Origin of the sequence: Catenulispora sp. MAP12-49 (assembly GCF_041262705.1) — a bacterium.
Taxonomy (GTDB): Bacteria; Actinomycetota; Actinomycetes; order Streptomycetales; family Catenulisporaceae; genus Catenulispora.
Window position 1 is genome coordinate 250,685 of the sequence record NZ_JBGCCP010000001.1, and the last position, 20,611, is coordinate 271,295.

20 protein-coding genes are annotated in these 20,611 nt (G+C 71.4%); 3 read left to right on the top strand and 17 right to left on the bottom strand.

Features of this window, described 5'->3' with window-relative positions; genetic code table 11:
* Positions 1-4 precede the first annotated feature (4 nt).
* From ABIA35_RS01105 to purD, 10 genes are all read right to left on the bottom strand, one after another.
* On the bottom strand, positions 5-1,258 hold the full coding sequence (locus tag ABIA35_RS01105) for a TDT family transporter (protein ID WP_370339955.1): 1,254 nt from the start codon (positions 1,256-1,258) through the stop codon (positions 5-7).
* A 97-nt stretch (positions 1,259-1,355) separates the two neighbouring features.
* The gene (locus tag ABIA35_RS01110) at positions 1,356-2,243 is read right to left on the bottom strand and encodes a phosphoribosylaminoimidazolesuccinocarboxamide synthase (protein WP_370339954.1); all 888 of its coding nucleotides are present in this window, start codon (positions 2,241-2,243) and stop codon (positions 1,356-1,358) included.
* Between the two features lie 21 nt (positions 2,244-2,264).
* The gene (locus tag ABIA35_RS01115) at positions 2,265-3,173 is read right to left on the bottom strand and encodes an ABC transporter permease (protein ID WP_370356132.1); all 909 of its coding nucleotides are present in this window, start codon (positions 3,171-3,173) and stop codon (positions 2,265-2,267) included.
* 2 nt (positions 3,174-3,175) lie between these two features.
* Positions 3,176-4,114: an ATP-binding cassette domain-containing protein gene (locus ABIA35_RS01120; protein WP_370356134.1), complete on the bottom strand. Its 939-nt coding sequence runs from the start codon at positions 4,112-4,114 to the stop codon at positions 3,176-3,178.
* On the bottom strand, positions 4,111-5,001 hold the full coding sequence (locus tag ABIA35_RS01125) for a DUF4097 domain-containing protein (protein ID WP_370356136.1): 891 nt from the start codon (positions 4,999-5,001) through the stop codon (positions 4,111-4,113). Before ABIA35_RS01125 ends, ABIA35_RS01120 begins: the two co-directional genes overlap by 4 nt.
* 68 nt (positions 5,002-5,069) lie before the next feature.
* A complete protein-coding gene (locus ABIA35_RS01130; RefSeq protein WP_370356138.1) occupies positions 5,070-5,603 on the bottom strand; it encodes a DUF1778 domain-containing protein in 534 nt (177 codons plus the stop codon).
* Positions 5,604-5,809: 206 nt separating this feature from the next.
* Positions 5,810-7,120 carry an adenylosuccinate lyase gene (purB, locus tag ABIA35_RS01135; RefSeq protein WP_370339950.1) on the bottom strand — a complete coding sequence of 437 codons (1,311 nt, stop codon included), beginning with the start codon at positions 7,118-7,120 and terminating at the stop codon, positions 5,810-5,812.
* Between the two features lie 112 nt (positions 7,121-7,232).
* Complete coding sequence (locus ABIA35_RS01140; RefSeq protein ID WP_370356140.1) at positions 7,233-7,901, bottom strand: hypothetical protein; 669 nt, start codon at positions 7,899-7,901, stop codon at positions 7,233-7,235.
* Between the two features lie 33 nt (positions 7,902-7,934).
* On the bottom strand, positions 7,935-9,374 hold the full coding sequence (locus ABIA35_RS01145; protein ID WP_370356141.1) for a hypothetical protein: 1,440 nt from the start codon (positions 9,372-9,374) through the stop codon (positions 7,935-7,937).
* A 165-nt stretch (positions 9,375-9,539) separates the two neighbouring features.
* A complete protein-coding gene (purD, locus tag ABIA35_RS01150; RefSeq protein ID WP_370339947.1) occupies positions 9,540-10,793 on the bottom strand; it encodes a phosphoribosylamine--glycine ligase in 1,254 nt (417 codons plus the stop codon).
* Positions 10,794-10,854: 61 nt separating this feature from the next.
* Between purD and ABIA35_RS01155 the strand changes: the two genes are divergently transcribed.
* The 3 genes from ABIA35_RS01155 to ABIA35_RS01165 are packed head-to-tail and all read left to right on the top strand — an operon-like array spanning position 10,855 to position 13,382.
* Positions 10,855-11,346, top strand: coding sequence for a MarR family winged helix-turn-helix transcriptional regulator (locus tag ABIA35_RS01155; RefSeq protein ID WP_370356143.1), 492 nt, complete (start codon positions 10,855-10,857; stop codon positions 11,344-11,346).
* Positions 11,343-12,773, top strand: coding sequence for an MFS transporter (locus tag ABIA35_RS01160; protein WP_370356144.1), 1,431 nt, complete (start codon positions 11,343-11,345; stop codon positions 12,771-12,773). The genes ABIA35_RS01155 and ABIA35_RS01160 overlap by 4 nt, the downstream gene beginning before the upstream one ends.
* Positions 12,774-12,785: 12 nt before the next feature.
* The gene (locus tag ABIA35_RS01165) at positions 12,786-13,382 is read left to right on the top strand and encodes an isochorismatase family protein (RefSeq protein WP_370356146.1); all 597 of its coding nucleotides are present in this window, start codon (positions 12,786-12,788) and stop codon (positions 13,380-13,382) included.
* A 2-nt stretch (positions 13,383-13,384) separates the two neighbouring features.
* On the opposite strand, the gene ABIA35_RS01170 is transcribed toward ABIA35_RS01165, so the two are convergent.
* The 7 genes from ABIA35_RS01170 to ABIA35_RS01200 all read right to left on the bottom strand — a co-directional run bounded on the left by ABIA35_RS01170 (position 13,385) and on the right by ABIA35_RS01200 (position 20,564).
* Positions 13,385-13,960 carry a hypothetical protein gene (locus ABIA35_RS01170; protein ID WP_370339943.1) on the bottom strand — a complete coding sequence of 192 codons (576 nt, stop codon included), beginning with the start codon at positions 13,958-13,960 and terminating at the stop codon, positions 13,385-13,387.
* Between the two features lie 24 nt (positions 13,961-13,984).
* A complete protein-coding gene (locus tag ABIA35_RS01175; protein ID WP_370339942.1) occupies positions 13,985-14,248 on the bottom strand; it encodes a hypothetical protein in 264 nt (87 codons plus the stop codon).
* Positions 14,249-14,387: 139 nt separating this feature from the next.
* Positions 14,388-15,743 (bottom strand): hypothetical protein, encoded by a 1,356-nt coding sequence (locus tag ABIA35_RS01180; protein WP_370356148.1) that lies wholly within the window; start codon positions 15,741-15,743, stop codon positions 14,388-14,390.
* Positions 15,744-15,881: 138 nt separating this feature from the next.
* A complete protein-coding gene (locus ABIA35_RS01185; protein WP_370356150.1) occupies positions 15,882-17,255 on the bottom strand; it encodes an aspartate aminotransferase family protein in 1,374 nt (457 codons plus the stop codon).
* An 88-nt stretch (positions 17,256-17,343) separates the two neighbouring features.
* Positions 17,344-18,627 (bottom strand): adenylosuccinate synthase, encoded by a 1,284-nt coding sequence (locus ABIA35_RS01190; protein WP_370339939.1) that lies wholly within the window; start codon positions 18,625-18,627, stop codon positions 17,344-17,346.
* A gap of 171 nt (positions 18,628-18,798) precedes the next feature.
* Positions 18,799-20,013, bottom strand: coding sequence for a hypothetical protein (locus ABIA35_RS01195; protein ID WP_370356152.1), 1,215 nt, complete (start codon positions 20,011-20,013; stop codon positions 18,799-18,801).
* On the bottom strand, positions 20,010-20,564 hold the full coding sequence (locus ABIA35_RS01200) for a SigE family RNA polymerase sigma factor (protein ID WP_370356153.1): 555 nt from the start codon (positions 20,562-20,564) through the stop codon (positions 20,010-20,012). The genes ABIA35_RS01195 and ABIA35_RS01200 overlap by 4 nt, the downstream gene beginning before the upstream one ends.
* Positions 20,565-20,611 lie beyond the last annotated feature (47 nt).

Consider the following 20,611-nt stretch of genomic DNA (forward strand, 5'->3'; position numbering starts at 1 on the left):
GGGGCTATTGGGTGGCGGTGATCCCCAGTCTACCGGCGGTTATGTGTGCTTCCGCCCGGCCCAGGAGCAGCTCGCCGGAGGCCGCGCCGCGCGCGGTGCGGGCCGCCGTGACGGCCCAGGCGCCGACCAGCAGCACGTACAGCGCGCAGGCGAGCCAGGCGTACGCGGCCAGACCGGTGTGGTGCCACAGCCCCGTGGCTCCGGTCACACAAGTCCCCACCGGGAAGGTGAACGCCCACCAGGTCATCGCGAACGGCAGGCCCCGCTTGACCACGTCGGCGACCACCAGCAGCGCCATGAGCAGCCAGATCATCGCGAAGCCCAGCACCGGCACGCCGTAGATGACGGCGAACGGCTTCAGAGCGTCCGCCAACTGCGGGCTCACGGCGCCGTGCGCGACGTCAGCGAGGTTGTTCACCGCGGTCACCGACTGCCCGAGCGGGCCGAGGACCAGGAACAGGCCGGGGGCGGCGACGGCGCATTGGGCAGCGGCGCGTAGCGCCTCCTCTGTTGGGGCGGTGGTGGGAGACGGGTGGGCCTTGTGGTGCACCAGCTTCGAGAAGACGACCGGCAGGATGATCATCGTCGCCAGCAGGCTGATGCCGAACATCGCGTAGCAGCCGAGGAACATCGTCTCGCGGAGTTGGCCGGCGGCGACGTGCGGGATGAGCTGCGGGCCGGTGGCGGCCGAGACCATCGGCGCGACGATCGGCAGCAGCCAGACCGGGGCCGCGCTGCCTTCGCGGATGTCGTGCCGGGTCATCATCAGGTAGGGCACCACGACCGTGGTGGCCAGTCCGATCAGGGTGCCGACCAGCCACAGCGTCCAGGCCAGGCCGAGCGCCGCGCCGGTGCCGATCCAGGCCCGGCCGACGATCATCGTCCCGGCCGAGACGGCGGTCATCGCCATCGACAGGCAGCCGTAGAACGGGGCGACCGTCGGGTCCAGGAGGTCGCGGCGGGCCTGGTCGGCGTGCCAGCGCCAGTGCGCGGCCCGGGCCAGCAGGACCACCGCGAGCCAGACGGCCGCCAGCGCCCAGACGGCGGTGACGGCCGCGCGGGGCGCGCCGTGCTGGAACCCGGGAAGCCCCGCTCCGGCGTTGGCGACGATCGCCGTGCCCATGACGGAGGCGTACCAGTTCGGGCCGATGTGGCGGAACGCGTCGCGCGCCGCGACGCCGGACCAGCGGGAGTTGCGGCCGGCGCCGCGGGTGCGGCGAGCGGTGGGTCGTACCGGGAGCGGGATCGTTTGTGCCATGACTCCAGCGTCACGCGCACGAGCTCTCCGAACTAGCCGTCACTTGGGCATGAGGTCATAGAGGTCCTCTATGACCCGACCCTGTGAACTGCGATCCCTAGTCGAACTTCACTCCGGTGAGCCGTTCGTAGGCCTCGACGTAGCGGGCCCGGGTCGCCTGCACGACCTCCTCCGGCAGGGCCGGGGGCGGGGTGTCGGACGCGCGGTCCCAGCCGGAGGCCGGGGAGCTGAGCCAGTCCCGCACGAACTGCTTGTCGAAGGAGGGCTGCGTGCGGCCCGGCTTCCACTCGTCGGCCGGCCAGAACCGGGACGAGTCCGGGGTCAGCACCTCGTCGGCCAGGACCAGGGTCCCGCCGCGCAGCCGCCCGAACTCGAACTTGGTGTCGGCCAGGATGATCCCGCGCTCCTCGGCGATCTCGCGGGCCCGCGAGTAGACCGCCAGCGTGATGTCCTTCAGGTGCGCGGCCAGTTCCGGGTCGGCGATCCGCTCGGCCATCACGTCGAAGGAGACGTTCTCGTCGTGCGCGCCGATCTCGGCCTTCATCGCCGGGGTGAAGATCGGGCGGTCCAGCCGGGAGCCGTCGACCAGGCCGGGCGGCAGGGTCACGCCGTTCGCCGTGCCCTTCTGCTCGTACTCGGCGAGCCCGGAACCGGTCAGGTAGCCGCGCGCCACGCACTCCACCGGCACCATGGCCAGCTTGCGGCAGAGCATCGACCGGCCCCGCAGCTCCTCCTTGTAGGGCTGCAACTCGGCCGGGAACTGGTCCACGTCGGCGCTGATCACGTGGTTCGGCACCAGATCGGCGAGCTGTTTGAACCACCACATCGACAGCTGGGTCAGGATCCGGCCCTTGTCCGGGATCTCTTGCTCCAGCACGAAGTCGTAGGCGGAGATCTTGTCCGAGGCGACGAGCAGGAGGTCGTCGCCGACCGCGTACAGATCGCGGATCTTGCCGCTGGCAAGGTGGTTCAGGCCGGTGATCACGCCCTGAAGCCTACCGGCGCTTCAGCCCGCCTTCGGCTCGCGTTCGTACAGCCGTCGCGACCAGGCGTACGACAGCGCTCCGACCCCGGCGCACCAGATGAGCGTGACCACGAGGTCGCCCCCGATCCTGGTCCCGGTCAGCAGCCCGCGCAGCGTCTCGTTGACCGGCGTGAACGGCTCGTACCGCGAGACCCAGCGCATCCCGGTCGGGAGCGAGTCCGTCGGCACGAACCCGCTGCTCAGGAAGGGCAGCAGCATGAGGAACATCGGCGAGTTGCTGGCGGTCTCCACGCTCTTGGCCGACAGCCCGAGGCCCACGCACAGCCAGGTGACGGCCAAGGTCAGCAGGAGCACCACGCCGAACGCGGCGAACCACTCGGCGGCGTTCGCGTGCGGGCGGAAGCCCACGGCGATCGCGGCGCCGGTCACCACCGCGACGCTGATCATGGTCTGGATCGTGGCCCCGACCACGTGCCCGGTGAGCACCGAGGACCGCGCGACGGCCATGGTCCGGAAGCGCGCGATGATGCCCTCGGTCATGTCCTGCGCGACGGCGATCGCGGTGCCCTGCGCCGCCGCGGCCACCGCCATCACGATGATCGCGGGGGCGACGTAGGCGGCGTACGCGGCTCGGCCGCCGTGCACGCCGGCCGGTGTCCCGCTGCCGAGGCCGGAGCCGAGCGTGCCGCCGAAGACGTAGACGAACAGGAGCAGGAAGACCAGGGGCATCAGGGTGACCATGAGGGTCAGCGACGGGTAGCGCAGCATGTGGCGCAGGTTGCGGCGCAGCATGATGCGGGCGTGGACCAGGGCGTGCGAGCGGGTGTCGGGGCGGGCGCCCTTGCCGGTCCTGCCAGTTCCGCCGGCGCCGCCGGTCCCGCCGGTCCCGCCGTCGTCGAAGCCGCTGCCGGCCAGTGTCGCGGTGCTCATCCTCAGGCCCCCTTCTTGCCGGTCAGCGCGAAGAACACGTCGTCGAGGTCGGGCGTGTGCACGGCCAGCGCCTCGACCTCGACCGAGGCGTCGTCCAGGCGCCGCAGCAGGGTCCGCAGGGTGCTGACCCGGCCGTCGCCGGCCAGTTGCAACGTGAGCGCGTCGTCGTCGCGGCCGCTCGGCGTGAGGACCAGCGCGGCGGCGTCGAGCTCGGCGCGGTCGGCGAAGGTCAGTTCGATGTGTCCGCCCGGGATCCGGGTCTTGAGCTCGGCCGGCGTCCCCTCGGCGACGACGCGCCCGCCGTCCAGCACCGCGACCCGGTGCGCGAGCTGGTCGGCCTCGTCCAGGTACTGGGTCGTCAGCAGGATGGTCGTCCCCTCCGCGACCAGCCCGCGGATGATGTCCCACATGACCCGCCGGCTGCGCGGGTCCAGCCCCGTGGTCGGTTCGTCGAGGAAGATCACCTTCGGGTCCCCGACCAGCGTCATCGCCAGGTCGAGCTTGCGCTTCATCCCCCCGGAGTACGTAGCCGCGGGCTTGCCGGCGGCCTCGGTCAGCTCGAAGCGCTCCAGCAGATCCTCGGCCCGCCGCCGCCCCTCCGGCTTGGGCAGCAGGTGCAGATCCGCCATCAGCATCAGGTTCTCGCGCCCGGTGAGATAGCCGTCGACCGCGGAGAACTGCCCGGTCACCCCGATCGACCGCCGCACCGCCTGCGGATCGGCGGCCAGGTCGTACCCCGCGATCCGGATGTCGCCGGCGTCGGGCCGCAGGTAGGTGGTCAGGAGGTGGACGGCTGTGGTCTTCCCCGCGCCGTTCGGCCCGAGCAGCGCCAGGATCGTCCCGGCCGGCACGGTCAGGTCGATGCCATCGAGCACCGTCCTCGCCCCGAAGGACTTGCGCAGGCCGCGGGCGGAGATCGCGGGCTCCGCCGGGCTGCTCACTCCTCGTCCAGGCGCGGCGCACGGCGGACGGTGACCTCGCCGAGCTTGGTGCTGGCGTGGATCTCCACCCTGTCGACCGGCTCGCCGGGCCGCGGCTCCTCGGCGGCGTCGAGCTCGTTGTGGACCCGGCCGAGATTGGCGTTCAGGTCCAGCCAGGCCGCGGTGCCCTCGCGGACGCCGACCTCGACGTAGCCGTTCTTGGAGGTGGCGGTCACCTTGCCGCGCACCACCTCGCCGATCCGCACCTCGCCGTTGGACGTGGAGGCGGTGAGGTCGGACAGCGCGCGATCGACGTACACGCCGCCGTTGGACGATTTCACCGTCGCCGGCCCGGTCACCACGCCGACGACCACCTTGCCGTTGCTGTTCGTCACCTCGGCGGTGCCGTCCACGGCCCGCAGGTGGATGACGCCGGAACCGCAGCTCACCGTGGCCGCACCGCTGATCTCCTCGATGGAGATCTCGCCGACGCCGGAGCGCAGGTCCACCGGCCCGGCGTGTTCCAGCCGCACCCCGCCGACGCCGGTCTTGAGCTGGAAGGCGCCGAGCACCCCGGCGGACTCGATCTCGCCGATCTCGGCCTCGCCCCGGACATCGGAGTCCGTCGGCAGCTCGATCCGCAGGTCGATGGACTCCGGCCGTCTGCCGCTGAAGTTGACGAACCGGTTGCGCGGCTTGCGGCTGACAACGCTCAGCGTGCCGGTCGCCTCGTCGTACTCGACGCGCGTGTTCTCGGCGGCCTTGACGTCGGCGGCCTTGTTCGGATCGCTGGGGCGCACCTCGACGACAGTGTCGGTGCGGTCGGAGGCGGCGATGCGGACGTCGGCGACGTAGAGGTCGAGCGCGACCTCGATCGCGGAGGGGGTGTTGTAGGTCGACTGAGACATGAGGAGATCCCTTCGGTCGCTGTGCGTTGGCTTGGATGACCGGTCCGGTCCGGTCCGGCCGAGACTGGTCAGCGGACCCAGCCGCTGTAACTGTCGCCGTAGCTGCGATCGCCCTTGTGCGACCCCTTGCCGCGCCTCGCACGCCGGCCCTCGTTGGCCAGCCCGGCGGCGGTCGCCCGCACGATCCAGGCGTTCACGGACAACCCCGACGCCGCGGCGGCGTCCTCGATCAAGGCCTTGAGATTCGACGGCAGCCGCAGGTTGATCCGCACCATGGTGGCGTCGTCGCCCTCGCGGACCGGCAGCCGGACGTCCCCGGGCGCGGACTCGCCGACGGCATCGCCGACGGCGGGCGCGGCCGGCGGCGGCGTCACGACGAACCCGGCGTTCCCACCCCGCAGCCGTACGTCCACCGAGCCCGGAGCGAGCTCGGCGGAGATCTCCTCGGCCGCGACCGACAGCGCCTCCAGCAGGGTGAGCCGCACGGCGGCATCGAGGGGGGCCACCAGCCGGTCGGCGAGGGCGCGTGCGGCCTCGCCGCCGACCTCGGCCGCGGTCGTCAGCTCTCGGCGGAGGCTGTCGACGTAGGGGGTGAGTTCCATGACCCCAGTGTGGCACCACTATGGCACCACTGCAACTCATTCTGGCTCAGTCTGGCGTCCAGACCGCGCCACTTGTGGTGCCACCGTCGGATGTTTCACGCGAAACATCCGTGACAAAATGACCCGAACCTCCCCCGGAAACGCCGAAAGCGGCTGCCAGACCGTGGTCTGACAGCCGCTTTCGGCTTGGCTCAACTCATCTCAGGTCAGCTCAGCTTCGCGAGCTTGTCGAACATCCCGTCCAGCCGCTGCACGAACCGCTCCGGCCGGGTCGCCTCGTCCAGCCGCGCCTCGTCGATGGCCAGCCCGGCGGCGTCGGCCTCCTCGCGCAGCGTCTCGCGGAAGGGCCGGCCGGTCTCCCAGGTCTTCATCGACGCGCGCTGGGTCAGCGGGTAGGCCTGGGTGTCGCGCTCCAGGCCCATCTCGACCAGCTCCAGCAGGACCGTGGAGCTGTAGACCAGCCCGCCGGTGGAGTCGAGGTTGGCGCGCATGCGGTCGGCGTCCACGACCAGGCCGCTCATCAGGCGGATGGTCAGGTTCAGCATGTAGTCCAGGGCGATCGAGGCGTCGGGCAGGGCGATGCGCTCGGTGGAGGAGTGCGAGATGTCGCGCTCGTGCCACAGCGGGATGCCCTCCATCACCGGGACGATCTGGCCCCGGACGATGCGGGCCATGCCGGCCAGGCGCTCGGAGATGATCGGGTTCTTCTTGTGGGGCATCGCCGAGGAGCCCTTCTGCCCCTTGCCGAACGGCTCCCACAACTCGCGGACCTCGGTGCGCTGGCCGTGCCGCACCTCCAGCGCGATCGCCTCCAGGACGGTGGCCATGATCGCCAGGGCCGACACCCACTCGGACACGCCGTCGCGCAGGATCACCTGGGTGGAGACGTCCGCCGCCGTCATGCCCAGCTTGTCGGCGACGAAGGCCTCGATCGCCGGATCGATGTTGGAGTACGTGCCGACCGCGCCGGAGATCGCCACCACCCCGACCGCCTCGCGGGCCCGGCGCAACCGGTCCCGGGACCGGGCCACGCCGAAGGCGAAGTCGGCGACCCGGTGGCCCCAGACGTCCGGCTCACCGTGGATGCCGTGGGTCCGGCCGACGCGCAGCGTCGCGCGGTGCGCCAGCGCGTGGTCCCGCAGCACCGCGACCAGCTTGTCCGCCTTCTCCAGCAGGATGTCGGTGGCCTCGGTGAGCTGCAGCGCCAGCGCCGTGTCCAGCAGGTCCGAGGAGGTCATGCCGAAGTGCACGAACGCGGCCGCCTCGCGCGGCTCGGTGTTGTCGGCCCACGCGGACAGGAACGCGATCACGTCGTGCTGCGTGACGGCCTCGATGGCGGCGACCGCCTCCGGCGTCGGCGGCGCGGCCTCGCGCACCGGCTCCACGGCCGACTCCGGAATCGTGCCGGCCGCCGCGTGCGCCTCCACGACCAGCGTCTCGACCTGCGCCCACAGCTCGTACTTGTGGGCCTCGGACCAGACACGGCCCATCTCGGGCAGGGTGTAACGCTCGATCATGGCGGCGGCCTTCCTGGGCAGACGTGGGAGGTCTTGACACCCGATTCTCCCAGGAGGCCGCCGCCTGTCCTAACCGCCGCAGTTCAGCGGTGGTGTGATCTGGCTCCCAGCCTCATCCCCGTGGCGCGGCTCCGGTGTAGCGAGCCACCATCGCGGCGGCGATCCGTTGCAGCCAGGCCCGGTCCGCGTCCGAGCTCAGGGTCAGCCGCTGGCGGTCGGCGCGCGTGAGGTCCGTCTGCAGGATCGTGTCGCCGACTCGGACCGTGACGCGCACGCCGCCCTGCTGCGGCTGGTTCTCCACGAAGGCGCCGTCGCCGATCCCCGCGGGCAGCTCCGTCACCGTGTCCTGGGAGAAGCCGCCGTCCTTCGCCGCCGGGTCGCAGCCGCCTCGGGCGTAGGTCCGCGCGTCCTGCATCGTCTTCGCACCGGTCCCGGCCGGCAGCCGGTACTCGCCTTCGAACCCGGTGGCCCGGGTGCCGTCCGGCAGGCTGCCGGTGTAGCCCAGGGCCCGGCCGGCGGCCAGGCCGAAGATGCTGTGGTCCGGGGTGCAGCCGTTGTCCATGACGAACTCGCCGGTGCTCGATTCCCGGCTGCCCGGGTCGTAGGCCCAGTCCGGGCCCACGTCGGCCGGCACCAGCAGCTTGCCGTCCGCGTTCGGCGGCGGCAGCGGCGCGAGAACCGGTCCCACGGCCGGGTCGGACAGCGCGGCGCCCAGGCCGTTCTCCGACCACGGGGTCGGAGTCAGGACCTCGGCGGCCGAGGGCTGTACCCCCGCGGGCAATGTCCGGGTCCGCCGCCAGGGTCCGCTGCCAGGTCACGGAGTGTTTCTGGCCAGCCAATCGGACAATCGGGAAACGTCACCGACGTCCGCGAGCGCCGAGGCCATGTCGTGGATCGGCACCGCGTCGCCGGCCCGGTCGCGCAGCACCGGGCCGTCCAGCCAGTCCAGCCCCCAGGTCGCCAGCCGCGCCTCGACGAGCCGGACCGCGAGATACGCGGCGAGACTGTCGCTCTCCGGCTCCGCGGCGTCCCTGGCCGGCGCGTCGTCGACTTCCCCCACCCGCGGGCCGGGGATGACCGGGCCGGAGATTATGGGGGCAGAGCTTATTGGGGCAGAGCTCATCGGGGCAGAGATCACCACCCCCGCCGTCTCGCCCCGCCGCGCCCCCGGCACCCCAGCCTCAGCGATCAGGGTCCGTATCCGCTTCGCGGCCGGGTGCTCATCGGGCACCGACTCCGCGCGCCGCACCAGCTCCGGCTCGGTGACCGAGGTGACGTACCGCTCCCAGGTCACCGTCCGCTCGATCCGGCGCCCCTGGAACAGCTCCGCCGCCATCCGCGACGCGCGGGCGTCCACATCGCCGGGCTCCTCCAGCAGGTCGCACGCCGGCCGCTCGCTCAGCCGGGTGGCCAGCGAGCCGGCCATCCGGTCCCGCCGTCCCAGCGAGGTCAGCGCGCCGACCAGCGCCACGTTCAGCCCGACCGGGCAGTACCCCGACTCCCACGCCGGCTGCGCCAGCCGGGTCAGGACCCGGTCCCACCCGGCCGCGGCCATGTTGATCTGCTCGTGCGCATAGGCGCGGGCGGCCGGCTCGATCATCCGCGAGGCCGCCACCGCCTCCCAGGCCACGACGCGTTCCAGCACCTCGGCGCGGGCCTCGAAGTAGGCGGCCAGGCGCCGCCGCATCGTCGGGAACAGGCGCAGGGTCCGGTCCGGCCGGCCGTGCAGGGCGCCGATGCTCCGGTTGGCGAAGGCCCGGGCCCGCACGATCCGCTCGTCCCCGGCCGCCGCCATGCCGGCCACCAACGGCGCCAGCAGCCCCCGCAGTTCGCTGACTCGCAGCCACCACAGGAACGGCGCCCCGATGACCAGCACCGGACCGCCGGGACGCGGGTCCAGCCAGGCATCGCAGTCCGGGGACAGCTCGATCCCGGCCGGGGTCGGCACCTGGAGTTGCAGCGCCAGCTGCCGGACCAGCAGTTCCAGCTCGGGAGCGGATCCGCCGGCCAGCGGCACGGTCTTCGGCGGGGCTATCGCGCTCCGATGCAGCCGGATCGCGGGCAGCGCCCACACCACGCACACCACGCCGGCCGCCGCCACCGCGCCGGGCCCGAAACCGCCCCAGCCGCCGAAGCCGCGCAACCGCGTCAGGCCGACCAGGCCCGCGCATGCCGCGGCAGCGCTCAGGGCGTATGCCGCTATCACCCACGCGCGGACGCGTAGTAGCGCGCGGGCCGCCCTGTGTGCACTCACCCGCGCCGTCGTCGCCGTCACCGTGCTGATGGATCCCCCAAGCGTCCAGGCCGCTTACGAGCCTGTTGCGAAGGCTAGCGCGAAACACCCACAGCGGTTAGGGACGTGGCTTGAATACACACTTTCGGATGGCGGGGTAAGGGATCCGTGCCTCAGCGTGACATATCAAGCAGCTGCTTTTGCTGCCTCCGCTGCGATGTCGGTGCGGTGCTGCGAACCGGCGAAATCGACGGCCGCCACACCGTCGTAGGCCTTGGCGCGCGCGGCGGCGAGGTGGTCCGCCACCGCGGTCACGGCCAGGACCCGGCCGCCGGCGGTGACGACGTCGCCGTCCGCGTTCTGCTTGGTCCCGGCCTGGTTCACCACGGTGCCCAGCCGCTCGGCGGTGTCGATCCCGAGGATGACGTCTCCGCTGCGCGGCGTCCCGGGGTAGCCCGCGGCGGCCAGCACCACGGTGACGGCGGCGCCGTCGCGCCAGCGCGGCGCGGGGGCGTCGGCCAGCGTGCCGGTCGCGGCCGGGTACAGCAGCTCCGACAGCGGGGACTCCAGCATCGCCAGCACGCTCTGCGTCTCCGGGTCGCCGAAGCGCGCGTTGAACTCCACGACGCGCAGGCCCTTCGCGGTCAGCGCGAGACCGGCGTAGACGAGCCCGGCGAACGGGGTGCCGCGCCGGCGCATCTCGTCGACCAGCGGCTGGATCACCGTCGCGACGACCTCTTCGGTCAGCCCCTCTGGCGCCCACGGCAGCGGGCAGTAGGAGCCCATGCCGCCGGTGTTGAGGCCGGTGTCGCCGTCGCCGATCCGCTTGAAGTCCTGCGAGGGCATCATCGGGACGACCGTGGTCCCGTCGGTGACGCCGAACAGCGAGACCTCGGGGCCGTCCAGGTACTCCTCGATGACGACGCGCCCGCACGCCCGCGCGTGCTCCAGGGCCTCGGCCCGGTCCTCGGTGACCACCACGCCCTTGCCGGCAGCGAGCGCGTCGTCCTTCACCACATAGGGGAAGCCCGCGAACTCGTCGAGCGCCTTGGTGTACTCGTCCTCGGTCTCGCAGACATAGGACTTGGCGGTCGGGATGTGGGCGGCGGCCATGACCTCCTTGGAGAAGGCCTTGGACCCCTCCAGCAACGCGGCCGCCTTGGACGGCCCGAACACCGGGATCCCCGCCTCGCGCACCGGATCCGCGACCCCCGCCACCAGCGGCGCCTCCGGCCCCACCACGACCAGGTCCACACCGAGCTCCACGGCCAGGTCCCGCACCGCGGCCGGGTCCAGGGCGTCGACCGGGCGCAGCTCGGCGACCTCCGCGATGCCGGGATTGCCGGGCGCGCAGTACAGCGCGGTGACGGCCGGGTCGGTGCTGAGGGCGCGGGCGAGGGCGTGCTCGCGGCCGCCGGTGCCGATGACGAGGACCTTCATGGTCGTTAGGGTACCGGCGGGAAAGATAGACAGTTTGGACTGTGCAGTTTAGACTGAAGGTATGGACAGCCAGAGGGCACAGGGACAGCAGGACGGCGCGAACCCCGACGCGGCACACTCCGAGGCCGCGCACGCCGAGGCCGCGCACGCCGCCCGCGAGCTGCGCGTGCTGGTCGGCCGCCTGCGCCGCCGGCTGCGCGAGGTGGACAGCGTGCACGAGCTCACCGCGTCCCAGCTGGCGGTCCTGGGCCGGCTGGACCGCGACGGCCCGGCCTCGACCAGCGACCTGGCGAAGGCCGAGCGCGTCCGGCCGCAGTCCATGGCCGCGACCGTGGCGGTGCTGGAGGAGCGCGGCATGATCGCCCGCCGCCAGGACCCGGACGACGGCCGCCGCCAGCTGATCGAACTGACCCCGACGGCCGACGAGACCGTGAGCGGATCGCGGCGGGCCCGCGACGAGTGGCTGGAAAGCGCGCTGCGCGAGCGGTTCTCGGCCCAGGAGCTGACCACGGTGATCACCGCTTTGGGCCTGCTGGAACGGCTGAGCGAATGACCGCGACCGCTGACAGGGCTCAAGACACCACCAGGACCCAGGACACCGCCAGGGCTCAAGACACCGCCACCACTCAGGACACCGCCGCCGCGACCCCGCCCTTCAACCGCCGCCTGATCGTCCCGCTCCTGTTCGGCGCGACGCTCAACCCGATCAACTCCTCGATGATCGCCATCGCGCTGGTGCCGATCGGCGCGGCCTTCGGCGCCTCGCCCGCGGCGACCGCGTGGCTCGTCTCGGCGCTCTACCTCGCCACCGCTATAGGGCAGCCGGTGATCGGCCGGCTTGTGGACCGATTCGGAGCGCGTCCGCTCTACCTCGTCGGGGCTGCGCTGGTCGGAGTGGCCGGGGTGATCGGGACGGCCGCGCCGTCGCTCGCGGTGCTCATCGTGGCGCGGGTGTTGCTGGGGTTCGGGACCAGCGCGCAGTTCCCGGCGGCCATGCACACGGTGCGCGGCGAGGCACAGCGCACCGGCATGAAGACTCCCGCGGGGATCCTCACCGCGCTCTCCATATCCGCGCAGAGCACCATGGTCATCGGTCCGACGCTCGGTGGCGCGCTCGTCGGTGTCGGCGGATGGCGCCTGGTGTTCGCCATCAACATCCCCCTGGCATTGGTTTGCATAGCGCTCGGCGCGCGGAGACTTCCCAAGAGCGTTCCCACGCACAACGAAAGCCGCATCGACCTGATGGGCATGGGACTGTTCGCCGCGATGCTGACCAGCCTGCTGCTCTTCCTCATGGACATGAGCGTCGGCAACCTCTATCTCCTGGTGCTTGCCGCTGCGGTGGCCGCAGTGTTCGTCCGTATAGAGCTCCGCACAGGGGAGCCCTTTATAGACATGCGCATCTTCGGCGGGAACACCCCGCTGCTCATGACGTACCTGCGCCAGACGCTTACCTATGTCCTCACGTACTGCTTTATCTACGGCTTCGCGCAGTGGCTGGAGGAGGGCCGCGGCCTCAGCGCCTCCGCAGCCGGCCTCGTCGTTCTGCCGACCTCCCTGACGGCGATCGTCATGGCCTGGTTCACCGGACGGCGCAACGGGATCCGCAGCAAGCTGTTCGCCGGCACCCTGTCGATGATCGCTGCGTCCGCGGCGCTGTTGGCCCTTAACCGGGAGACCGCTATATGGGTTCTCATAGCGGTGGGCCTACTGGCGGGTGCCACACAGGGCATGAACGGTCTCGCCAACCAGAACGCCTTGTTCCGCCAGGCAAATGCGGCGCGCATGGGAACCGCTTCGGGACTGCTGCGGACCTTCCAGTACCTCGGCGCCATCCTGTCCTCAGCCGCCGTGGCGATCGTCTTCCGCACTGGGGCTTCTTCGGGCGGCCTTCACGAACTCGCCGTCATTATGATCGCCTGCGGCGCGCTGCTGCTCGCCGTGGTCCTCGCCGACCGCTCGTTGTCCCTCCGCCGATAAGGATTCCGCGACATGGCGCTGACAATCCTGGACCCGAAGACCGCGCTCGTCCTGATCGACCTCCAGCACGGCATCGTCGCCCCGCCCTCCGTCCCGCTCAGCGGAGCCGAGGTGGTGGCGCGCGGTAAGGAACTGGCGGACGCCTTCCGTTCGCGCGGTCTCCCGGTGGTCCTGGTGAACGTCTCCTTCTCGCCCGACTTCGGCGACGCCCCGAAAGGCCGCGACGACGAGGAACCCGATCCGGAAGAAGACGAGGACGAAGACGAGGGCATGCCCGCCGACTTCGCCGTCATCGTCGACGAACTCGGCGCGCAGGACACCGACATCCGCGTCACCAAGCACCAGTGGGGCGCCTTCCACGGCACCGACCTGGACACCCAGCTGCGCCGCCGGGGCGTCACGCAGATCGTCCTGGCCGGCCTGGTCACCAGCCGCGGCGTCGACACCACGGCGCGCGAGGCGTACGCGCACAACTACAGCGTCACGTTCGCCGTCGACGCGATGGCCGACCGCGGTATCGAGGTGCACGACAACGCCATCGAGCGGATCTTCCCGCAGATCGGCCAGCGAGCCACCACCGCGGAGATTCTGAAGTTGCTTAGCTCCTGAAGCTAGTGCGGATTCCCTAAGGGCTCCGACACTTCCTGCAGAAGCCCATAGACGAACCGCGCGCTGCGCCGCTCCACGCCGCCCCGGCCGTCGTCATATCCGTATTCGCTGTGCCACCGCGTCGGAGCGTCCTCCGGCAGATGCCGCACCTGCGGATACATCCGCTCCAGATCCCCGACCACGTATTGCCACGGCGCCAGCGCGTTGTCCGGCGGCGCCGCGGGCGGTTCCGTCTCGGGCGCCCGCACCAGCCACTCCTGCCAGACCTGTCCGCCGGGTCCGACCACGATCTCGAAGCGCAGCTCCGGCCACAGCGGCAGCGTCCAGTGGTAGAGCCGGCTGACGAGGTCCCCGGTGCGGAGGTCGAGTTCGGCCTCCGCCGGTCCCAGGAGGGCCCTGAAGCGTTCCGGTCCGCGGGGCGCGGAGCGCGCGCGCAGATAGCGCTGCCACCAAGCGTTCGCCTCGCGCATCTCCGTGACGGAGAAGCCCAGGCCTTGCCGAGCCTGCTCCACCAGATCGGGCTGGTAGTCGGCCATCCGGCGGAGCAGGATCAACTGGAATTCCGAGCGTGAGATCATCGCGCCCGAGCTTAGTCCGGAACGCTAGCGGGGCCCTGCCAGATCGGGACTCTGCCGGTTCATGTCGGTGAAGTAGTGGTTGTGGCCCAGCACCGATTCCTCGGTGTTGGTCGCGACACTGCTGACCGCCTGGTTCCCGCCGAAGACCACGACGCCCGACAGGTGCGGGGCCAGCGCCTTGGCCAGACTGAGTTCCGAGGCGGGCAGGAACTGCGACCCGGGATTCGTCAGCAGCAGGGGATGGAACAGCACCCTGGACCCGTCGGGCGAGAACACCGGGTCGTCCACGGGGTTGGTCGAGGGGTGTCGTCGCCGGCCGGGACCGTGGTGTCGTGCGAGCCGTCGGGGTTCACGTCGTGCCACTGCAGCTGCCCCACCGAGGCGGACAGGGTGTACGCGATCGGCCCGTTGACCGGCGCGGCCAGCCCTACCAGTCAGGAGGCTCCGGCGGCCGCCTGCGCGCCGGCGGGTTCTGACCCCCCGGCGGCTCGGCGCGCCGGGGCTCCGGGGGCTCTCCGGCGCGGCGGAGGTCGCCGCGACGCTGCGGCTGGTCGCGTCGCTGCGCACGGGGGTCCGGGGCCATGCCGCCGCGGGGCTCGGGGCTTCCGGGGCGCGGCACCCGCTCGGCTCCGGGCGGAGCGCTCCCGCGCTGCGGTTTCTTGGCTCCCTTGCCGCGCCGCAGCCAGCCGCCCGAGCTCGGCTCCTCCTGCGGGCGCGCATCAGGGTTCTGTCGCGGGCGGGGCGGTGTCTTCTCACGGCCGCCGGTGCCGTCGGGAGCGGCTCGACGCTGTCGCTGCGGATCGGCGGACGGCCGCTGGTCCGTACCTGTATCTATCGAAGGCCGCTGATCGGCGGACTTGCGCGGCCTCGCCGATATCGCAGGATCCTCACGGCGCACCGGCTGCCCAGTACGCGGCTGATCCGATTCCCTGCTACGCGCCTGCCTGCCGCCGGAATCCACGCCACGCACAGGCTGCCCGACTCCGCGCGCATCCGCATCCCGCCGATCCCTGCCCCGCGGGTCCTCGCTGCGCCCCGAGGGATCGACCCGCCTCAAACGCCCCGCACTCGTCGGCGGGCCCGCATCGGCAGCCGGCCGCCGGTCCGCGCTCTTCCGCGGCTGCCCCTGCTGCCCCGAATCGCTTCCGGGCCGCGGATCCACCCCCTGCCCGGGCGCCGGCTTCGCACCGCGCCGCTTTCCCTCAGCCGGCCTCTCCTCAGCCCTCTGCCGCCCGGCGTCCCCACCCGCCGAAGGCCCCGCGCTCAACTCCCGCCGCGTGGAACTCCGCCCCGCCGGCAGCGCGTGGCCGACCGGCACCGGACCGCGCGCCTGCGCTTGTGCCAGCGCCCGCTCGCGGCCGCGCAGGTAGCCGGCGACGAACTTCTCCAGCCCCATCTCGGCCAGCGGCGTGCGCTGCTGCGGGTCGTAGGCCGCCAGGCCGGTGTCGGACTCCACCGCGTGCGCGAAGCGGAACGCCATCGTCGCCGCCATGCGCGCCACCGGGCCGTCGTACCAGTACGGCAGCGCGATGACGCCGTCCTCGCCGAAGAACGTGAACCGCAGCCGGGTCACCGGGTGCACCAGCTCCCGCTGGCCCCGGCCGCGGAACTCCTCGATCTGACCGAGGATCTCCGCGGCGTGGAGCACGAGGTCGGGCCACGGCTCCAGGCGCGCGGCCACTATCCTCGGGTCCTCCTCGCGCGCCGCGGTGCGCGCGGCGGCCAGGGCCTGGGACCAGGTCTGGCCCAGCAGGTGCGGGAGGAACACCACCTCGTGGCTCATGTGGCAACTTTAGTGGTGTTCCCCCCAAGATCGATCTCAGGACGCGAACGTGGCACATCAAACGCAGCGCCGCGAAGCGGCTCCTCAACGGGCGGTGGTGGGAGACGGGTGGGCGCAGCAGATGAGGCGATGGCCCCGTCAGCTCGCGTACACGTCCACGACCGACAGCGCTTCGTCCAGCGCCGCCAGCCCCTTGCGCGCGTCCTCCTCGGAGATCGTGCACGGCGGCACCACGTGCAGCCGGTTGAAGTTGATGAACGGCCACACGCCGCGCGCCTTCATCGCCGCCGCGAGCTCGTTCATCGGCGCCGCGTCCGCGCCGGAGGCGTTGTAGGGCACGAGCATCTCGCGCGTCTCCTTGGAGCGGACCAGGTCCAGCGCCCAGAACGCGCCGACGCCGCGCACCTCGCCGACGCTCGGGTGCTTCTCGGCCATCTCGCGCAGCGCCGGGCCGAAGACCTCCTCGCCCAGGCGCGCCGCGTGCTCGATGATGCCCTCCTCCTTCATCGCGTTGATCGTCGCGACGATGGAGGCGCAGGCGAGCGGGTGCCCGGAGTAGGTCAGGCCGCCGGGGTACACGCGGTCCTTGAAGGTGTCGCGGATCTTCTCGGAGATGATCACACCGCCGACCGGGACGTAGCCGGAGTTGGAGCCCTTGGCGAAGGTGATCAGGTCCGGGGTGACGCCCCAGTGGTCGACCGCGAACCAGGCGCCGGAGCGCGCGAAGCCGGCCATCACCTCGTCGGCGATGTAGACGATCCCGTACTTGTCGCACAGCGCGCGCACGCCCGCGAGGTAGCCCGCCGGCGGCATCAGCACTCCGGCGGTGCCGACGATGGTCTCCAGGATGACGGCCGCGATCGTCGCCGGCCCCTCGTACTGGATGGTCTGCTCCAGGTGCAGCAGCGCGCGCTCGCACTCCTCGGCCTCGGTCGTGGCGTGGAAGTGGGAGCGGTACAGGTGCGGGCCGAAGAAGTGCACGGCGCCGCCGGTGGACTGGCCCACCGCGTCGTTGGCCCAGCGGCGGGGGTCGCCGGTGAGGGAGATGGCCGTCGAGGTGGAGCCGTGGTAGCTGCGGTAGGCGGAGAGCACCTTGGTGCGGCCGGTGTGCAGCCGGGCCATGCGGACGGCGTTCTCGACGGCCTCGGCGCCGCCGTTGGTGAAGAAGACGTAGTTCAGGTCGCCCGGGGCCAGCTCGGCGATCAGCCGGGCGGCCTCGCCGCGGACGTCGTTGGCGAAGGCCGGCGCGATGGTGCACAGCTTGCCGGCCTGCTCCTGGATCGCCGCGACCACCTTGGGGTGCTGGTGGCCGATGTTGGTGTTCACCAGCTGGGAGGAGAAGTCCAGATAGCGGTTGCCGTCGTAGTCCCAGAAGTAGGACCCCTCGGCGCCGGCGATCGGGAGCGGACTGATGGCCCCCTGCGCCGACCAGGAGTGGAACACGTGGGCGCGGTCGTCGGCGAGAACTTGCGCGCCGGCCGCCTTCAGCTCGTCGGGGGAGATATCAGTCATAGCCCGAACGTACATGGTGCGGCCCCCCGCTCGGGAGGCCGCAACATGTCAAGGAATCGACCGCGCGCCCTTACAGAACTGCCAACGGCTACAGGAACGAGCGCACCTGGATCGTGGCGTTGCGCTCCGGGCCGACGCCGATCGCCGAGATCGGCGCGCCCGACATCTCCTCCAGCGCCTTGACGTACGCCTGCGCGTTCTTCGGCAGGTCCTCGAAGGACTTGCAGCCCGAGATGTCCTCGGTCCAGCCCGGGAACTGCTCGTAGACCGGCGTCGCGTGGTGGAAGTCGGTCTGCGTCATCGGGATCTCGTCGTGCCGGACGCCGTCCACCTCGTAGGCCACGCAGACCGGGATCTGCTCGAAGCCGGTGAGCACGTCCAGCTTGGTCAGGAAGAAGTCGGTCAGGCCGTTCACCCGGGAGGCGTAGCGCGCCACCGGCGCGTCGAACCAGCCGCAGCGCCGGTCCCGGCCGGTGGTGACGCCGTACTCGTGGCCGATGCGGCGCAGCGCCTCGCCGTTCTCGTCGAACAGCTCGGTCGGGAAGGGCCCGGCGCCGACGCGGGTCGCGTACGCCTTCAGGATGCCGATGGTCCGGGTGATGCGCGTCGGGCCGATGCCGGCGCCGGTGCACGCCCCGCCGGTGGTCGGGTTCGAGGAGGTGACGAAGGGATAGGTGCCGTGGTCCACGTCCAGCAGCGTGCCCTGGCCGCCCTCCAGCAGCACCACCTTGCCCTCGTCCAGCGCCTTGTTGACGACCAGCGAGGTGTCGGCGACCATCGGCCGCAGCCGCTCGGCGTAGCCCAGGTACTCCTCGACCACCGCCTCGGCGCTCAGCGCACGCCGGTTGTACACCTTGACCAGCATCTGGTTCCGGTCGCGCAGCGCGCCCTCGACCTTCTGCAGCAGGATCGAGGGGTCGAACAGGTCCTGGACCCGCACCCCGATACGGTTGATCTTGTCCGCGTACGTCGGCCCGATGCCGCGGCCCGTGGTCCCGATCTTGTTCTTGCCCAGGAACCGCTCGCTGACCTTGTCCATGGTCCGGTGGTAGGGCGTGATCAGGTGCGCGTTCGCCGAGATCAGCAGCCGCGAGGTGTCGACGCCGCGCTGGTCCAGGCCGTCGAGCTCGGCGAACAGCACGGCCGGGTCGATGACCACGCCGTTGCCGATCACCGGCACGCAGCCCGGCGAGAGGATGCCCGAGGGCAACAGGTGGAGGGCGTACTTCTGGTCGCCGATGACGACCGTGTGGCCGGCGTTGTTGCCGCCCTGATAGCGGACGACGTAGTCGACCGAGCCGCCGAGCAGGTCCGTGGCCTTGCCCTTGCCTTCGTCGCCCCACTGGGCGCCGACGAGCACGAGAGCGGGCATGGGAGATGCCTTTCCAACGCTAGACGCCTACTAGCTGCCAGTAGGTCCCTCTAGGGCGACGCGTTTTTTGGTAGAACGACCGAAGCCCCTGGTCGCAAGCGGCGACAGGGGCTCTTGCGGCAAGAGTTTACCGCGACGTGACCGGGGATGGCCATTCCGGTCCGACAGGTGTCACCCGCCGTTGGTCTGCACCGGAAGCGGTCTGCCGGCCGCGTCGAAGGCCGTGACGCCCTTCGTCGGCTTGTCCCCGGACAGGACATAGGCGAAGAACCGGTAGCCGCCGAGGCTCTTGATGTCGATGGGACTGGTGGTGCCGTCGGCGTAGTCGAGCTGCAGTCGGGCGACCTCGGGCGCGACCAGCCCCGACTCGGCCATCGCCGCCTTCCCGGAAGAGCTGACTTCCTCCGAGGTGCCGCCGCCGGTCGAGGCGTGCTCAGAACCCGTGATCGGCCTGGCATGGGTGCAGTCGGCACTCACCGTGGCCGCCATGTCGGAGACGATGCACGGCCCCGACGGCCCGGTGTAGGCGGTGATGACCACGTCGGCGGCACCGAACTTACCGCGGGCCAGCTCGACCGGGCCCGCGGTCGGCGGCGGCTTCTCACCGGGCTTGTACCACCGGCCCTCGACGCTGAAGCTCCCCTTGATGCTGAACGGGGTCGAGAATGCGATCTCGGCGCCCCGGGCGTCGAAGACCTCGATCTTGGCCACCCCGAGGCCGGGCGGCAGGGCGAAGAGCGCCACCGGTGTCTTGGCCACGGGCACGGCCTCGAAGTGCAGGACCTCTCCGTCCGCCAGCGTGACGTTGACCGTCGCCACCTGCTTCTGGAGGAAGAGCGTGTAGTTGACGGGTTCGCCCGCGGACGCGTTGACGGTCAGGGCGGCGTACTTGGCGTCCGGCCCCTGGTTGTCGAAACCGCAGACCCACTCGATGTAGTAGCAGTTCTTGTTGTCGAAGCCGATGCTCCACTTCTTGCCGTCGACCGTGCCCGAGAACTGCCCCTTGCCGTGGGTCAGGATCGTCGGGTTCACCGTGACGCGCCCTGCTGTGTTTCCGGCCGCGTAAACGCCGTCCGGGCCGCCGCTCGCCGTGCTGTACCCAGAGCCCCCGCCGCCGGCGACCGCGACCGGCACGCCGATCGACAGCGCCGCCGCGACCGCCAGCGCGCCGCCGCCGATGACCCGGCGCCGCCGGCGGATCGTCCGGCCCTGCTTCAGGGTCGCCTCGACCGGGATGGCGCCGGTCTCGAAGTGGCCCAGGTCGGCGAACACGGCTCCCTGGTCGCTGCCGTCGATGCCGTCGATGCCGTCGATGCCGTCGATGCCGTCGATGCCGTCGATGCCGTCGATGCCGTCGATGCCCGGTGCGTACTGCTCGTCGTTCACGAGATCACACTCCCGTCCTGAAGCTGGGTGCTGGTGCGGAGCTTGGCCAGGGCCCGCGAGGCCTGGCTCTTCACGGTGCCGACCGAGCAGCCGAGCACCGTGGCGGCCTGGGTCTCCGTCAGGCCGTCCCAGTAGCGGAGCACGACGACCGCGCGTTGCTTCGGCGGCAGCTCCATCAGGGCCGCCACCAGCGCCTCGCGCTGGTCGAAGGCGGCGGTGCCGTCGGTGACGGCGGGTTCGGCGGGCGCCTGGCCGGAGTGCTCGTCGACGCGGCGCTTGCGGAAGCGGTGGTGGTTGGTGTTGATCAGGATCCGGCGGACGTACGCGTCCGGGTCGTCCGCGCGCCGCACCCTGGGCCAGGACGCGTACGCCTTGGCCAGCGCGGTCTGCGCCAGGTCCTCGGCGTGGCCGCGGTCGCCGGTCAGGCCGTAGGCGAACCGGACCAGGCCGCCCCACCGGCTGACCATGTACTCGCCGAACTCGGCCTCGTCGTCGGCGCGTCTGTCGTCCCTGCTGCGCTTGGTGTCCTTGTCACGCTTGTCACCCCGCATCCGTCCCCCTCGCGTCATGGTTCATGTCGCTGAAGAGGGCGGGCTGT

Excerpts from the sequence above, each read along its gene's own strand:
- ABIA35_RS01105 (WP_370339955.1), bottom strand. The coding sequence starts at position 1,258 with ATGGCACAAACGATCCCGCTCCCGGTACGACCCACCGCTCGCCGCACC.
- ABIA35_RS01115 (WP_370356132.1), bottom strand. The coding sequence starts at position 3,173 with ATGAGCACCGCGACACTGGCCGGCAGCGGCTTCGACGACGGCGGGACC.
- ABIA35_RS01125 (WP_370356136.1), bottom strand. The coding sequence starts at position 5,001 with ATGTCTCAGTCGACCTACAACACCCCCTCCGCGATCGAGGTCGCGCTC.
- ABIA35_RS01130 (WP_370356138.1), bottom strand. The coding sequence starts at position 5,603 with ATGGAACTCACCCCCTACGTCGACAGCCTCCGCCGAGAGCTGACGACC.
- purB (WP_370339950.1), bottom strand. The coding sequence starts at position 7,120 with ATGATCGAGCGTTACACCCTGCCCGAGATGGGCCGTGTCTGGTCCGAG.
- purD (WP_370339947.1), bottom strand. The coding sequence starts at position 10,793 with ATGAAGGTCCTCGTCATCGGCACCGGCGGCCGCGAGCACGCCCTCGCC.
- ABIA35_RS01155 (WP_370356143.1), top strand. The coding sequence starts at position 10,855 with ATGGACAGCCAGAGGGCACAGGGACAGCAGGACGGCGCGAACCCCGAC.
- ABIA35_RS01160 (WP_370356144.1), top strand. The coding sequence starts at position 11,343 with ATGACCGCGACCGCTGACAGGGCTCAAGACACCACCAGGACCCAGGAC.
- ABIA35_RS01165 (WP_370356146.1), top strand. The coding sequence starts at position 12,786 with ATGGCGCTGACAATCCTGGACCCGAAGACCGCGCTCGTCCTGATCGAC.
- ABIA35_RS01170 (WP_370339943.1), bottom strand. The coding sequence starts at position 13,960 with ATGATCTCACGCTCGGAATTCCAGTTGATCCTGCTCCGCCGGATGGCC.
- ABIA35_RS01180 (WP_370356148.1), bottom strand. The coding sequence starts at position 15,743 with ATGAGCCACGAGGTGGTGTTCCTCCCGCACCTGCTGGGCCAGACCTGG.
- ABIA35_RS01185 (WP_370356150.1), bottom strand. The coding sequence starts at position 17,255 with ATGACTGATATCTCCCCCGACGAGCTGAAGGCGGCCGGCGCGCAAGTT.
- ABIA35_RS01190 (WP_370339939.1), bottom strand. The coding sequence starts at position 18,627 with ATGCCCGCTCTCGTGCTCGTCGGCGCCCAGTGGGGCGACGAAGGCAAG.
- ABIA35_RS01200 (WP_370356153.1), bottom strand. The coding sequence starts at position 20,564 with ATGCGGGGTGACAAGCGTGACAAGGACACCAAGCGCAGCAGGGACGAC.